Below are 15079 nucleotides of genomic sequence, written 5' to 3' on the forward strand. Positions count from 1 at the left end.
CCGGCATGCGGCGCCCGGGAGCCGAACCCCTCAGCGCGCAGTGGGCCGTACTCGGCAAGCGCGCCGGCGAGACGATGGGCTACGAGGTGCTCGGCGGCAGCCTGCCCCAGGCGCGCGCCGGACGCTGGCTGTGGGGCGCGCAGACCGGAACACCGGCCGTGCGCCGGGGCGGTGGGCCCGACGAGCTGCCCTGGCGGGTGTTCCTCAGCGGGGTGGACGGGGAGCAGACGGCCGCCTGCGCCGTGGTGGAGCACAGCTGGGACGGCAGCCTGGACGGGACGGGGGCGCCGATCATCACCTCGCGGCTGCTGCTCCTGGACTGGGCCCAGGCCAGCGGCGCGCGGATCACCTGGAGCGGTCTGGCCGACGCGGCGGCGGCCGTGCGCTGGCCGCGGCATCAGCAGGACGCGCCGCCGCTGGAGCCGGCGGCGGCGCCCGCCGATGCCGAGGCGCTCGCGGCGGCGGTGGAGGACCTGGGCTTCGACTGGGCGGCCACCGTCGCAGCGCTGCTGCTCGACGGCCACCTCGTGGTCGTCACACCGACCGGCCGCCCGCTGCCCCCGCCCGACGAGCGGGTGTGGCTGGTGGACGCGATCGCTTCGCTGCTGCCCTACGGCTGCCGCTGCTGGCTCAGCGCGGCCACCTGGAGCGGTCTGACGGACCATCAGCTCACGCTCTCCTTCGCGGAGTCCGCCCGTTCCGCACAGACCGAGGTCCGCTACGGCGAGCCCGCGCCCGAACTCGCGCCGGACGCGGGCGCCGGCCGGTACCTGGCCGAGCTGCGCCGTCTGCGCCGCAAGGGCTTCGCCACCGTCGACCTGGTCCGGCACCTGCTGGGCGCGACCACGCCGCTCAAGTGGCGCGACGGCGCCGGCGCGTTCCGCGCGCTGCGCGAGGTGGACCTGGTCGACTCCGTCGTCGCCGAGGTCCAGGCGGGCCGTGGCCGCGTCGAGGACGTGGGCCGGGTGCTCGCGCTGCCGGACGCGGCCGAGCTGGACGCGGACCGGGCGGGCGTCCTGTTCCGCTTCCTCGGCCGCGCGGCCGGCGCCGGCGGCGGGGACGGGCGCGCCCTGGAGCTGCTGCGCCGGCACTGGCGGCCGGAGCTCCCGCGCTGGCTGGCCACGGACGTCCTCGCCGAGTCCGCCGCCGGGCCCGCGCAGGACCGGGCGATGGCCGCTCTCGAGCTGGTCCGGGAGCTGCGCGGGCCCGGCTCACCGGAGTTCGCGAGCCTGCTCGGCGCCCTGGTGGACCCGGCGTCAACGGTCGGGCCGCAGCTCGTCTGGGGCGGCGCGTTGGCCTGGCGGGCCCAGCAGGCCTTCGGCGCGCAGGCGGCGAGCGCCGACCGCGTCCTGGTCGAGCACCCGGAGCTCGGCCGTGCCTGGGCGCAGGTCGCCCTCGACCACGGCGCGTTCGACCAGGTGGTGCTGGGCCGCCTGCTGGCAGCGGCCCAGCTGCTGCCGCTACGGCAGAGCACCGGCTGGCTCCGCTACGCCGCCTACCTCAGCGGCCGGTGGACGCGGGACGAGCTGTCACCCGGCGACGCCGAGGACTTCGCGCGCGTGGGGGTCGGTCATCGGTGGCGCCAGATCCTCGCGCTGGCGGCCGCGAACCACCGTCCGGCGGCGCTCCAGGATCTCTGGCCGCTGTTCTGGGTGGTCGCCCTGAGCGTGGACGGGCCCGAACTCGCCGAGCGCCTGGGGAGGTTGGCCCCACTCGGTGGGGAATCGGAGCGGCCCGGCGAGGACATCGCCCGCTCGGCCGACCTCGACCTGATCCGGTTGATCGCAGGGCGGGGCCGGGTCGGCACACCGCTGGCCGCGCTGGAGCAGCAGCTCGCCCGGGAGCGGCGGGCCGCGGCGACGAACCCGCCGCACGGCGCGAGCCCGGATCCGGCCGATGCCGCCTGGACGGACCGTTACGCCCGGGCGCTGGCAGGGCGGTTGGCCACCCTCGCCGACCAGATCGCGGCCACCGTGGTCAACGCCCTGCTGGGCGATCGGCCCGACCCGGGCCGGTGGCGGGTGCTGGAGCCACTGCTGGCCCGGCAGGCCCGTGTCGAGCGCGCGCTGGTCGACGCGCTGGCCGGACGGCTGCGGACCGGCGATCGCGGCTGGCTCACGCTCGGCCTTCCGCCACGGGTCCTGGCCGCGCTGACCGCGCTGCCCGAACTGCGCTGGATCGACGCGATCGCGATCGCCACCGGCCTGCCGCACGGCCGACCCGAGCCCGAGCGGCTCGGCGAGGTGCTGGTCGACACGGCCGGGGCCGGACCGCTGCCGCAGGCGCTGGCCGGCGAGCTGCTCCCCCTCCTGGCGGGCTGGTCGGCGCCGCAGGTGGACCGGCTGGCCCAGGTGCTGTGGCGGCGCGCCCCGCACCTCGCCACCGATCTCTACCGGCAGATCGCCGGCCGCCGGGACACCGCGCTGCTGCGCGACGAGCTGCTGCGCTGCTCCGAGGGTGAGTTGCGGCGCCTGGAGACGGCCCTTTCGGTGCTCGGCCACGGCTCCCGGCAGCAGCTGCCGGGAGCCGGCGCACCGCAGGCGTGGCCGCCACCGCAGTTGCCGCCCGCGGTGCCGCCGGCGTCCGGCGGACGGGGGTCCGGTGCAGCGGAGTCCCATGCACCGGAGGGCGGTCGGCGCTGGCGACTGCCGGGCCGGAAACGGACGGAGGGGGAGGGGTGAGCCTCGCCGTCGACGTCGGAACCCGCTTCGTGCGGCTCGCGCACCTGGACACCGCGGGGCGTCCCGTCCTGGCCGACCTGGCGGGGGCCGTGCCGGGTGAGGGCCTGCCGGTGGCGCCGGGCCAGGTCGGTGGCCAGGTGCTGGCCGCCGGCTGCGCGGCGTTCCGCGACCGCTTCGGGGTTCCGGAGTCGGTCGTGCTGCTCTGTCCGGACTCGGCGCGAGCGGAGTGCTCCCGCACGATCGCCGAGGTCTTCGGGTCGGCCCGCAGCGCTCTCCCTCGGCTGCGACCGTTGCACCCGGCGGCGGCCGCGCTCGCCCTGCTGCGCCACGACGGTCAGGAGCTGGTGGGGAGTTGGGCCCTGTGCGAGCTCGGCGCGGCGGCGGTGGCGGTCACCGTGTGCGCCGCCACGCCGCACGGTCTCGCGCTGCTGGGGGCCGTCCGGCGGGCCCCGTCCGGCGGGTTCGGCGCGGCGTTCGACGACGCCCTGGTCGGCGCCGGTCCGAGCGGCGCCGACGCGGCGTCGCTGGAGGCGCTGCGGTACGCGCGCCGCGTCCCCGGCTTCGCCGAGCGCCTCGACCTCGCGGTCGGTCGCGCCGAGCGGAACCCGACGCGGTACGACGACACGCCCGTGCTGTGGGTCGGCGCCCTGGAGGTGCCGGCCGGGACGGTACGGCGCGCGCTGGTTCCGCTGCGGGAGCAGCTGCGACAGGCCCTGGCCGAGGCAACGGCCGACGCCACCACCGACGCCCCGCCGGTCGTCGTGGTGGGAGGCCTGGCCCGGCTGCCGGCCGTGCGGCGGCTGGTGGGCGATCCGGGGCGGCTGGTCGAGCTGCCCGGCGGGACGGACCCCGCGCTGGCCGCCGTCCTCGGTGCGGCCCTGGTCGCCGCGGGCCGGGTCGACCCCGCGGACCGCTACCCCTACACCGTCGTGGTAGGCACCCGCCAGGTGCGCCACGGCCGTTTGGCCGCAGCGGAGTTGACGCTCTGTCCGGCCGGCTCCCTGATCCCCGAGGCGCCCGCGGTCTTCGCCGCCGAGGGCGGGCGACGGGTCGCGGTGGGCGGCGCCGGGCAGGCACCCCGGGAGGTGGAGGTCTGGGTGCGCGGCGTGGACGGCGGGCCGTCCGTGCGGGTCGGCTCGGCGCGGTTGCCCGCCAGCGCACCGGAGGAGCGGTTCCATGTCGGCGTTGCGCTGGCCCTCGACGGCCGGGCCCGCCTCGTGCTGCGGCCACTCGGCGGCGGCGCACCACACGAATACCCGCTCGGCCGACTGCCGGGCGTCCTCGAGGAAGTGCGGTCATGAACCAGAGCAACCACCGTTTCGACCCGGCCGAGCGGTTGGCCCGCCGGCTCCGCCACCAGCCCGTGGCCCTGGGGTTCGCCGCCCTTCTCGTGCTGGCGCTGGTGCTCGCGCTGGCGCTCGGCGCCGTGGTCGGCGTCCTGCTGCTCGTCCTGGTGCTGGCCGCGTTCGGCTGGCTGTGCGCGGAGCGGCCCGCACTCGGCGGACAGCTCTTCGTCGAACCGGCCTTCGGCGGGCAGGCTCCGGAGTGCGTCCTGCTGACCGGCCGCAGCGTCCTGCTGAGCCCCCGGCTCGGCGGGGCCGGTCGGGTGCACGGCCGACGCCGGTGGGTCGGCGGCCGGTTCGAGGTCTCGCTGAGGATCCGCTACAGCCCGGACGGTTCCGCCGCCCGGGCGAGCGCGGTGACCTGCGCCCCCGGCAGCCGCGTGGTGGTGGGTGGGACGGCCTTCCGCTACGACGAGTACCCGGCCGACAGCGTCGGCCGGGACGGGTGGCCGCGGTGAGCGGGGCGGGGTCGCTGGTCAACGTGGCCGCGACGAGGGTCGGCACCCGGGCGCTCGGTCCGGGACTGCGGTCCGTGGTCTGGGTGCAGGGCTGTCCGTTCACCTGTCGGGGCTGCATGTCGCCGGACTGGATCCCGGACCGGCCCGCCCGCCTGGTCGCCCCGGGGGAGTTGGCCGCCGAACTGCTCGCCGACGCGCGGGTGACCGGCCTGACCCTGTCCGGCGGCGAGCCCATGGCGCAGGCCGCCGCGCTCGCCGAGACGGTGGCCCGGGCGCGGGCCGAGCGCGACCTCTCGGTGCTCTGCTTCACGGGCTACCGCCTGGAGCGGCTGCGCCGGGACCCGCCCGACCCTGGCGTGGCCCGACTGCTGGCCTGCGTGGACGTCCTGGTGGACGGCCAGTACGTCGCGGAGCTGAACGACGGACGAGGGCTGCGCGGCAGCCGCAACCAGCGGGTGCACCGGCTCAACTCCTGGGCGGGGGAGGAGGAGTACGACTTCGAGGACCGTCCGCGCAGCGCCGAGATCGCCCTTGAGGGGCCGTCGGCCCTGCTGGTGGGCGTGCCCCCGCCCGGGCTGCTGGACGCCTTCGACGCCGCGGTCGACGCGGTCAGGACCCGGCTGAGCCGCAACGCCATGGAAGGGAACGGGACATGAGCGGTAGGAAGCGCATCCAGGTGGACGAGTCGGCCTGGTACCGGCTGCTGCGCAGCGCCGAGCAGTTGCGGGAGGTCCGCCGCGACCTCCCGAAGCTGGTGGAGGACGTGCGCCGGCAGGCCCGGGTCGACGTGGAGCGCGGCTTCGCGGACCTGCGGCGCCGGCAGCAGCGCAGCGAGGAGAGCGTCCAGCGGCTCAGCGAGCAGACCCGCACCCTGGAGGCCGAGACCAACCAGCGCCTCCAGCAGCAGGCCGCCGACCTGCAGCGGCGTCTGGCGGACGGGGTGGGCGAGCTGCGCGCCGAGACCCGGGCGGCACTCGACGCCCAGCAGCGGGCCATGGCGTCCGCACTCGCCGCGGAACGCCGCGAACGGATCGCGCAGAGCACCGAGTTGACGCAGCGAATCGACGAGCTGACCCAGGACCGGGCCCTGGCCGAGGAGCTGTCCCGCGCCTGGCTCGCGGACGCGGACACGATGGCGGCGCTGATCGCCGAAACCCTGCCGCACGAGCGGTACGCGCCGGGTGAGTTGGCGGCGGTCCTGACCCGGCTGGCGCAGGCCCGCGGCAACCACGAACTCGGCCGCTACGACGCGGCGCTGGCTGTCTCCCAGGACGGCTACCACACGCTCGGCGAGCTGCGGGTGAAGGTCGAGCAGGAGGACCTGGCCCGCAGGTCGTGGCAGTCGGCCGCGGTGCAGGCAGTGGCGCTGGTGGAGCTGCTGATCGAGGAGAACGCCGAGCGGTCGGTGCTGGGGCCCGACCAGCGCGAGATCCCGGGTGTCGTGCTCGACGTCGACTACTGGTCGGGCGGCGGGCTCGCCGACTTTCGCCGGCTGGCCGGTGCGGCGCTGCGGCGGGCCCGGGACGAGGCCAGCTCCGCGCAGGCCCTGCAACGGATCTGCGAGGAGGAGGCGCCGATGTTCGAGGCGCAGCTGAGCGACGCCGTCCAGCGGGCCGGCCTGAGCCAGCTCGCCTCGCAGGTCCGGGTCAGTCTGGCCGACGAGGTGGCGCAGGTGCTGGCCGAGACCGCCTTCTACAGCCTCGTCGACGCCGAGTTCGCCGACACCGACCAGCGCGGCGCCTTCTTCGCCAAGCTGCGTCACGAGAACGGCAGCGAGATCGTGCTCGACATCGAGCGGGCCGAGCCGGACTCGGGCGGCGTCGTGCTGCGGGTGGTCTCCCTGGACCACGACACCGAGTCGGAGGCCGACCGGCGCAGCCGCGCCGAGGCGATCCAGCGGGCCCTCGCCGAGCACGGCCACCAGGTGCACGCCCCCCTGGCCGAACTCCCGCCCGAGCCCGAGCCGTTGGCGGTCGGCGAGGACCGGTACGACCTGGCGGCCCACCGCAGGCGCGGGGAGCGGTCCGAAGGGTCCACCCGCCCGTGACCAGGCCGGCGGAGCAGGCACCCCGGCCTGGCGGGCGCGGCCGGGCGGAGCAGCACGGGGAGCGCTTCCGCGACCTGCGGCTGCGCACCGACGAGCCGTTCACCGTGCTGTACGGCCCGGGTGTGGACGACATCTTCGTCGACCCGGACTACCGGGTGCGCGGGCTGGAGGAGGTGCTGTGGCGGCTGCTGCGCGCGGCGGGCTACCAGCGGATCGTCTACTCCTCGCTGAGCCGGCCGCTCTACTTCCGCGACGCCGACTCCCGCCGGCACAGCCGCCCCGGCGAGGAGGGCCGGGGCGCGCAGAGCCGGGCCGAGGGTCCCGGCGAGCTGATGCGCAATCCGAGGCTGAGCGGCCCGCTCGGGCGGCTGCGGTTGGGCGCGGACGCCGCAGCGACGCCCGCCGCCGCGGCCCCGGCCCCGCGCTCGGTGGCGGACCCCTTCGCGGTGATGACGCATCACGGATACCTGCGGCAGCGCGCAGTGCGCAGCGCGGTGGTCTACACCCAGGCGGCGGAGATCCTGCGGCACCACCAGGCCTCCCGCCAACTGGCCGGTGCCCTGGCCGACCAGGCGCAGGACCGCCTCGGCAGCAACCGCTGGATCTTCGTCTTCCGGCAGGCGACCCTGGGCGAGGTCGAGCGCCTGGTGGCCGGTCAGGGTTCCTACCCGGCGCTCAGCGGCTTTCTGCGCGCCCAGATCGAGCAGCCGGCGCTCGGCGGCGCCTTCCGGATCGGCCTCCCGGAGGACGCGGAACTGAACCGCCTGGTACAGCAGTTGCGCCTGCAGGAGGGGCTGCGGGTGGGAGACTGGCGGGAACTGGAACCGGTGCTGCGCTCCTTCGCGGGGCGCCCGCAGCGGGCCTCCGCCTGGCGCGAGGGGTTGCGCGGGCTCATCGCCGAGGCGACCGCGCTCGACCGGCGCGCGGTCCTGGACCGGGGCTTGGTCACCTCGGTGACGCCGCACGACGACAGCCCCTGGACGCGGCTGGACGCCATGCCCGGCCTGGAGCCGGTCAAGCAGCACCTGCGGGCGCTGCGGGCCCAGGCCGAGGCCGCCCGGGGGCTGCGCGCCCGGGGCGTGATTTCGCGCGACCCCGGGGCCCACCATCTGCTGTTCGCCGGCAACCCCGGGACCGGAAAGACCACCGTCGCCCGCCTGGTGGGTGAGATCTTCCGCGATCTCGGCCTGCTGCGCCGCGGCCACCTGGTGGAGGCCAAGGCCCCGGACCTCGTCGCCGGCTTCGTGGGCCAGACGGCGGAGCGGACCAACGCGCTGATCGACCGGGCGCTGGACGGCGTGCTCTTCATCGACGAGGCCTACACCCTGAGCGACCAGCAGCACGGCTTCGGCGCCGAGGCGATCACCGCGCTGGTCCAGCGAATGGAGAACGACCGCGATCGGCTCGTGGTGGTGCTGGCCGGCTACCCCGCCAAGATGGCGGAGTTCTTCGGCACCAACCCGGGCCTGAAGGACCGGAACGCGGCCTGGCTCGACTTTCCCGACTACGACCCCGAGACGCTGCACACCATCCTGCTCGGGCTGCTGGCCGACCGTGGCCTGCGCCCGGACGAGGCCGCGGTCGACCGGTTGCGGGTGGTCCTCGCCGGGATGCACCGGGTCCGCACCGCGGACTTCGGCAACGCCCGTGCCGTGCGGAAGTTGGCCGACGCGCTGTTCGCCGCCTGGGCGGAGCGGGTGGGCGAGGAGCTCGGCCGGCCGCTGCTCCCCGAGGACCTCCCCACGGAGTACCAGGACTACCTGCCGCGCCCGGCGCCGACCGCCGCCGACCTGCTGGCCGAGCTGGACCACCTGGTGGGGCTGCCGCAGGTACGGGAGTTCCTGACCGGGCTGGCCGACGTGGTGGCGCTCCGTCAGGCCCGGGGCCTGGAGCTCGCCCAGCCGCCGCACCTGCTCTTCCTCGGGCCGCCCGGGACCGGGAAGACCACGGTGGCCCGCCTGGTCGGACGGCTCCTGCACAGCCTCGGGCTGCTGCACTCCGACAAGGTGGTCGAGGTGACCCGCGCCGAGCTGGTGGCCCAGTACGTCGGCCAGACCGCGCCGAAGACCCAGGAGGCCGTCCGCTCCGCCCTGGACGGCGTGCTCTTCATCGACGAGGCGTACAGCCTCGCCGCCGGCCCGGGCGGCCAGGACTTCGGGAAGGAGGCGATCGACACGCTGGTCCGGGAGATGCAGCAGTACCCCGGGCGGCTGGTGGTGATCGCCGCCGGCTACCCGCGCGAGATGCGCGAGTTCCTGGCCGCCAACAGCGGCCTGGCCTCCCGCTTCACCCAGACGCTGCCGTTCGACCACTACCCGACCGCCGACCTGGTGGAGATCCTGCGTCGCAAGGCCGAGGCGCAGCGCTACCTGCTGTCGGCGGAGGCGGCCCAGCGCGCGGCGGCGTGGTTCGAGGTCCGGCGCGCCGCGCAACCGCGGGACTTCGGGAACGCACGCGCGGTGGCGGGCCTGCTCCAGGCGATGGAGCTCCGCCTGGCCCGGCGACTGCGCGGACCCGGGGAACAGGAGCCCATGACGGGTCAGGTCGCCTTCACCGCCGAGGACGTGCCGCCGCCGTGACGGCGGGCGGGCAGCGGTGCGACCGTCAGGGCGTCGCCCAGGACACGGCCGCGTGCGCCTGGGCGTCCGCCGCCTCCCGCCGGTCCAGCAGGTCGCGTAGGACGGCATCCACTCGTTGCAGCCTGGCCTCCAGATAGTCGGCCAGCGCTTCGGCCTCCGCCAGGGCCGACCGCTCGGCGGCGACGGTGGGCCCGGACGCGGCGGCCGGCGCCGGCTCCTCCGCGGCAGCGGCGCCGGCCAGCGCCCTGGCCAGCTCCGCGTCGGCCCGCGCGTGCAGTTGCAGCGCGGCGAGCTGTTCGCCGCGCCGGGCGCGCAGTTCGGTGAGCCGCTCCCGGGCCCGGGCCAGCCGCTTCGCCCCCTCGTCGAAGTCCTGCTGCTCGGCGGTTAGTTCGGCCTCGGCGCGGTCGGCCAGCTCCAGCGTCTGACGGGTCTGCGGCGACAGCACCGCCGCCTGCTCGCCGGACAGCCGCAGCAGCCGCTCGGCGCCGATCCGCAGGGCGTCCTCGACGCCCGCGTCCTTGCCGCGCAACTGCAACAGCCTGGCGGTGATGGCCTCCTGCTGCTCGCCGAGGCCGTCCAGGGCCGCGACGATCCGCTCCAGCCGACGCAACTCGTCCACCTGGCGGCGTAGTTCTCCATGCTCGGCCAGCCGCCGTCGCAGCTCCTCCTCCCGGCCCGCCAGCTCGGTCAGCGCGTCGCGCTCGTCGGCGAGCAGCCGCCCGGCCTGCGCCATACGGTCCGTCAGTTCGCGGACGCCTTGCCGGAGGCCGGCGCCGGCCCGGGCGGCGTCGAGCAGCCCGGGCACCACGTCGGGGAGCCCGGCGCCCGCGCTCAGGGCGTCGTCGAGCGCGTAGAGCGCTGCCAGCGCCGTGGTCCCGCCGGGGCCCGCCTCCAGGGTGCGCAGCTCGGCACAGGCCCAGGTCAGCGCCGCGCACAGGACGTCGAGCGAGGCCGTGGCGCCACCGCCGTCGAGCGCCTGCCGGATCTCCCGCCTGATCTCTTCCACGCCACCCCCGGGGCCGGGCCGATCATCTCTGCGCCTCATGTTATCGACGCAAAAGCCCCCGGCGCCGCCGCGGGCGCGGATATCCTGACGGCGGCCGATCGGCGAGCCACGTCAACCAGGGGGATTCGTGAGTGAGCTGCTGCGCTTCCAGGGCCCGCAGGGGACCTCCCTGGTGGTGGAGGTCGACGACGACTCCCCGGGGATCGAGCTGGTCTCGCGCACGGACCAGGGGATCGCCGAAGCGGCACACCGGCTCGACGAGGCGCTCGCCGCCAGCCGCCCCACCCTGGAATCCGTGCTGGACTCGCTCCGCCACCTCAAGCCCGAACAGATCGAGGTCTCCTTCGGCATCAAGCTGAACGCGGAGGCGGGGGTGGTCATCGCCAAGACCGCCGCCGAAGGCCACTTCGACGTCACGCTCAGCTGGCGGGCCACCGGGTCGGCGGCGGAGAGCTGAGCCGTGGCGTTCGATCCGGCTCGCCCGCCCTGGTTCGCCGGCATCCGGCCGGCCGGCGGGCAGGTGCCGGAGGGGTGCGGGATGCTGCTCTCCGACCGGCTGGTGCTCACCTGCGCCCACGTGGTCGACCCGGCGAACCCCGTCGAACCCCCGACCGGGCCCGTGCACGTCCACTTCCCCTTCCTGGCCGAACACGAGCCGATTCCGGCTCTGGTGGTCCCCGGCGGCTGGCACCCGCGGCGGGACTGGTCGGGCGACGTCGCGGTGCTGGAGCTGAGCCGGCCCGCGCCGCCCGGGGCCGAGCCCGCGCCGCTGCGCCGCACCGACGTCGACGTGTTCGGCCACACCTTCCGCTGCTACGGCTTCCCCAGGGGCCACGAGAGCGGCGGCGTGCCGATCCGGGGCGAGATCGTCGGCTACGCCGAGATCGACTGGCTGCAGCTGGAGTCGACCACGCCGACCGGTTGGACGACCGAACCCGGCTTCTCCGGTGGTCCGGTGTGGAACAACACCCTGCGCGGGGTGGTCGGCATGGTCGCCGCGCGCCAGAAGCCGGAGAAGGCCGATCGCCGGGTGGGCTTCGCCAAGTCGCTGGACTCGATCGGCCGACTCTGGCCCGCGCTGGGCCCGTTCGTCCACGACATCACCGCGCAGGAGCACCGCGAGCGGCTCGGGCGGCTGCTGGCCGTGCCGCTCGCCGCCGGGGAACTTCCCCGGCTGGCCGAGGTCGACCCGCACGACCTCGGGGTCAGCGAGTCCAAGTACACCGCCACCGGCTACGAGCCGTACGTGGCACGGCCGTCGGCCGACCGCGCGGTGGACGCGGCGCTGGCGGCCGGCGGCTTCGTGCTGGTCACCGGCCGCGCCAAGGCCGGCAAGTCGCGCACCCTGCACGAGCGCCTGAGCCGCACCCATGGCGGAGCCCGGCTGGTCGTCCCGCGGCGCGATCGGAACGCGCTGGAGGACCTGACCCGCGCGGGCCTGCCGCAGACGCCCGAGCCCGTCGTCGTCTGGCTCGACGACCTGCACCACTACCTGCTCTCCGGTGCGTTGGACGCCCGCGCGCTGGTCCTGCTGCTCCAGCAGGTCCCGTCCTGTCTGGTGGTCGGCACGCTCACCTACCGGCACCAGGACGAACTGCGCGCCCTGGACGACGAGGTCGGCCGCGCCGCGCGCGAAGTGCTGCGCCGGGCCACGGTGGTGACGCTGGATCACACCCTGGCCGAGGACGAGCGGCGGGAGGCCGCGCGGCTCTACCCGCAGGAGGACTTCTCGGTGCGCGGCATCGGCGAGATGCTGGTGGCCGCGCCCGCCCTGGAGGTCCGCTTCGACGCGGGCCCCGAGAGCTGCCCCGAAGGCTGGCTGCTGGTCAAGGCCGCCGCCGACTGGTCGCGGATGGGCGCGCCGACCCCGCTCGACGAGCAGACCCTGCGCGAACTCTTCGACGAGTACCGGCGGTGGACCACCGAACTGGACCTGGAGCCGGGCGAGGCGCCGTTCCACGACGGGCTCGGCTGGGCACGCGACCGCGCGCAGGCGGGGATCGCCCTGCTGGGCCGGGCCACCGACGCGTCAGGGCGGCCGGGCTACGCGGCCTTCCCCTATCTGGCCGAGTACCTGGACGCCGTCGGCGGTGCCCCGGCGCAGGTCCCCGACTTCGCCTGGGCCTACGCCGCCCGCACGCTGTCCGGCACCGACCTGCTGACGCTCGCGCAGGCCGCCATCGTGCGCGACCGGGAGGAGACTGCCGCGGAGCTGCTCGCCGGCATCGTCGACCAGGGCGCGGAGGACGTCCGCGCGGTCGCCGCCCTGATGCTCAGCATCATCCGCCTCTACCAGCGGAAGTTCACCGAGGCCGAGGAACTGCTGCGGCAGCCGGCGGCCTCGGGGCTGGAGAATGTCGCCGAGCTGGCCCAGGCCGAGCTGGCCGGGCTGCTCTCGGCGCGCGGGCAGTACGAGACGGCGCGGGACCTGCTGGAGCGCGCGGTCGCCGCGCAGGATCCGCAGGTCTCGCTGATCGCCCAGGTCGGGCTGGCCGGCGTGCTGTTGCAACTGGGCGAGGCCGAGCAGGTCGAGCGCCTGCTGGCGGCCGTGCTGGCGTACGGGGTGGAGGAGGTCGGCCCGCGTGCCACGGCCCGGCTCGGCCGGCTGCTGGTCGGTGAGGGCAGTACGGCCGCGGTCGCCCCGCTCGGCATGGGCGGGCCGGAGGACGGCAAGCAGGTCCCGGCGCGGCGGCCGATGGGCGGCGGGGGCGAGCCGGCCGACCAGCCGTGGACGCTGTCCCGGGCGGTCGGCGCCTCGGCGAGCTCCTCCATCACCGGTATCGCCCGGGCCCGCCTGGTCGGGGTGCTGGTCCATCAGGGCGAACTGGACCGGGCCGAGGAGCTGTTGCGGTCCGTGCTGGCGGACGGCGATCCACTGGCCCGGCCGATCGCCCAGGCCTCACTGGGCGAGCTGCTGATCGTGCGCGGCCGCTACCAGGAGGCGGCGGAGCTGTTGGAGGTGGCCGTCCGCGCTGCGGGGCCGCTGAGCGTGGACGCGGCTCAGTTCGCCCTGGGCATCGCCTGGCTCCTCCTGGGTCGGCTGGACGACGGGCTGGCGCTGTTGCGGCAGGTCGTCGACGCGGGCCACCCCAACTGGGGGCCCGAGGCGATGGCCCACCTCGGCCACTGGTGCGGGTCCGCCGGGAGGACCGAGGAGGCCGACCACTGGCTGCGGCGGTCCGTGGCGAGCGGCCACCCGGTGTGGGCCCGGATGGGACAGGTGGGGCTCGCCTTCCTGCTGGCCGGCGCGGAGCAGCAGGAGGAGGCGCGCCGCCTGCTGGCGGAGGTGGCCGCGTCGGACCAGCGCGGGCTGGCGCCCTGGGCGGCCTGCCTGCTGGGCAACCTGCTGCTGCGGATGGGACGGCCGGACGAGGCCGTGGCCGCCTACCGGAGGGCGATCGTGTTCGGGCGCCACGAGTGGTCCCTGGCGGCCCGGATCAACCTCGCCCTGCTGCTCGCCAACCCCGACGTCGCGGCTCAGCAGGGTGGCGCGGCGCACGATGGCGCGGCGTTCGACGGTGCGGCGTTCGACGGTGCCGCGCTCGGCGGCGCCGAGGAGGCCGCCGAGTTGCTGGCGGAGGTCGCCGGGTCATCGCACGCCGATCTCGGTCCCCAGGCCGCGGACCTGCTCGGCGACCTCCTGGTGCGCGAGGCGCGGCCGGACGAGGCCGAGCGCGCCTACCGGCTGGCGATCGACTCGGGGCACCCCGCCTGGGCCCTGGCCGCCCGGATCGACCTGGCCCTGCTCCTGGTGAACCTGGAGCGGTTCGACGAGTCCGAGGTCCTGCTGCGCGAACTGATCGCCTCGGAGCACCCGGTGGCGGCCGGTACCGGCATGGCGTTCCTCGGCATCCTGTTGCTCCAGACAGGTCGGTGGGAGGAAGGCCGGGCCCATCTGGTGACCGCCGTGGGCACCGCCACCGGAACGGCGCTCCAGCTGGCCCGCTTCCACCTGGCCAAGCGCCTGATCGCGGAGCAGGAGCCGGACCAGGCCGCCGAGTTGCTGCGCGAGGTGATCGCGGACGAACCCTCGGAGGCGACCGAGGCCGCCCGGGCCACGCTCGGTGTGCTGCTCAGGCAGCGCGGGGAGGAGGACCAGGCCCTCCAAGTGATCGCGGGCGCGGCGGAGTCCGAGGACCCGGAGGCCACGATGCTGGCCTTCGTCGATGCCGGTGAGCACCTGCTCGAGGTCGGTGAGTTGCAGTCCGCGATCGAACTGCTGGAGGCGGCACGGCAGCTTCCCGGGACGGCGAGCGCGCCCCGGGCGGCCGCGCTGCTGGGCGTCGCCCGGCGGGCGCTCAACCAGTTCGCCGAGGCGCGGGCGCTGCTGACCGAGGCGCTCGACTCCGGCGACGCGTCGCTCGAACCGATGGTCCGCCGCTACCTGGGCAGCACCCTGTTCCGGCTGGGCGAGTACGCGCGGGCTGAGCAGGTGCTGCTACCGGTGGCCCACGAGGAGGGCAACGGGCACCGGCCGGGGGCACTGCTGCTGCTGGCACAGATCCTCGACACCATGCCGGGACGGCAGGAGGAGGCCCGCACCTGGTTCGAGGCGGCGAGCGACTGCGGAGATCCCGAGATCGAGCGCCGGGCCCGCTTCGACCACGCACTGCAGCTGCAGCGGCTGGGCCACCGGGAACGGGCCCGGGAAATCCTCGCCACGCTGGGTGCGGACGACGCGGACAGCGCTGGCGGACCGGACGGCGCTGACCGCCTGGCGGCGGCGGGTGAGCCGGCCGCCGCCGTTCCGCCGGCGCGGACGACGGCAGCAGCGGCAGCAACGGCCGCCGCCGCGGTCGTGCCGGCCCGTCGCGCCGGTGCAGCGGAGCAGGACGGTGCCGGGTCCGCCCGCTCCGCCGGCCTGCCGCCGGCGGTGCTGCTCCTGCTCGCGCAGCTCGCCGAGGCCGAGGCGGACCCGCTCGAGGCGGCGTTCTGGCGCGCCCGCGCCGGCGGGTGACGGGGGCG

9 protein-coding genes are annotated in these 15079 nt (G+C 76.0%); 8 read left to right on the plus strand and 1 reads right to left on the minus strand.

What is annotated here, in order from left to right; all coding sequences use genetic code 11:
• Positions 1-5: 5 nt before the first annotated feature.
• The 6 genes from P3T41_RS25655 to P3T41_RS25680 are packed head-to-tail and all read left to right on the plus strand — an operon-like array spanning position 6 to position 9108.
• Complete coding sequence (locus tag P3T41_RS25655; RefSeq protein ID WP_280692730.1) at positions 6-2681, plus strand: hypothetical protein; 2676 nt, start codon at positions 6-8, stop codon at positions 2679-2681.
• The gene (locus tag P3T41_RS25660) at positions 2678-3982 is read left to right on the plus strand and encodes a hypothetical protein (RefSeq protein WP_280692732.1); all 1305 of its coding nucleotides are present in this window, start codon (positions 2678-2680) and stop codon (positions 3980-3982) included. Before P3T41_RS25655 ends, P3T41_RS25660 begins: the two co-directional genes overlap by 4 nt.
• On the plus strand, positions 3979-4482 hold the full coding sequence (locus P3T41_RS25665; RefSeq protein WP_280692733.1) for a hypothetical protein: 504 nt from the start codon (positions 3979-3981) through the stop codon (positions 4480-4482). The genes P3T41_RS25660 and P3T41_RS25665 overlap by 4 nt, the downstream gene beginning before the upstream one ends.
• Positions 4479-5138, plus strand: coding sequence for a 4Fe-4S single cluster domain-containing protein (locus P3T41_RS25670; RefSeq protein WP_280692735.1), 660 nt, complete (start codon positions 4479-4481; stop codon positions 5136-5138). The genes P3T41_RS25665 and P3T41_RS25670 overlap by 4 nt, the downstream gene beginning before the upstream one ends.
• Positions 5135-6529, plus strand: coding sequence for a hypothetical protein (locus P3T41_RS25675; protein WP_280692737.1), 1395 nt, complete (start codon positions 5135-5137; stop codon positions 6527-6529). Before P3T41_RS25670 ends, P3T41_RS25675 begins: the two co-directional genes overlap by 4 nt.
• Entirely contained in the window at positions 6526-9108 is a 2583-nt protein-coding gene (locus P3T41_RS25680) for an AAA family ATPase (protein WP_280692739.1), read from the plus strand. Before P3T41_RS25675 ends, P3T41_RS25680 begins: the two co-directional genes overlap by 4 nt.
• A gap of 25 nt (positions 9109-9133) precedes the next feature.
• Here P3T41_RS25680 and P3T41_RS25685 read toward each other — a convergent pair whose 3' ends face one another.
• Positions 9134-10114 carry a hypothetical protein gene (locus P3T41_RS25685; protein WP_280692741.1) on the minus strand — a complete coding sequence of 327 codons (981 nt, stop codon included), beginning with the start codon at positions 10112-10114 and terminating at the stop codon, positions 9134-9136.
• Positions 10115-10241: 127 nt separating this feature from the next.
• Here P3T41_RS25685 and P3T41_RS25690 point away from each other — a divergent pair, with 127 nt between their 5' ends.
• Entirely contained in the window at positions 10242-10571 is a 330-nt protein-coding gene (locus P3T41_RS25690) for a CU044_2847 family protein (RefSeq protein ID WP_280692742.1), read from the plus strand.
• Between the two features lie 3 nt (positions 10572-10574).
• Entirely contained in the window at positions 10575-15071 is a 4497-nt protein-coding gene (locus tag P3T41_RS25695; RefSeq protein WP_280692744.1) for a tetratricopeptide repeat protein, read from the plus strand.
• The last annotated feature ends 8 nt before the right edge of the window (positions 15072-15079 follow it).

It is taken from the genome of Kitasatospora sp. GAS204B (genome assembly GCF_029892155.1).
Taxonomy (GTDB): domain Bacteria; phylum Actinomycetota; class Actinomycetes; order Streptomycetales; family Streptomycetaceae; genus Kitasatospora.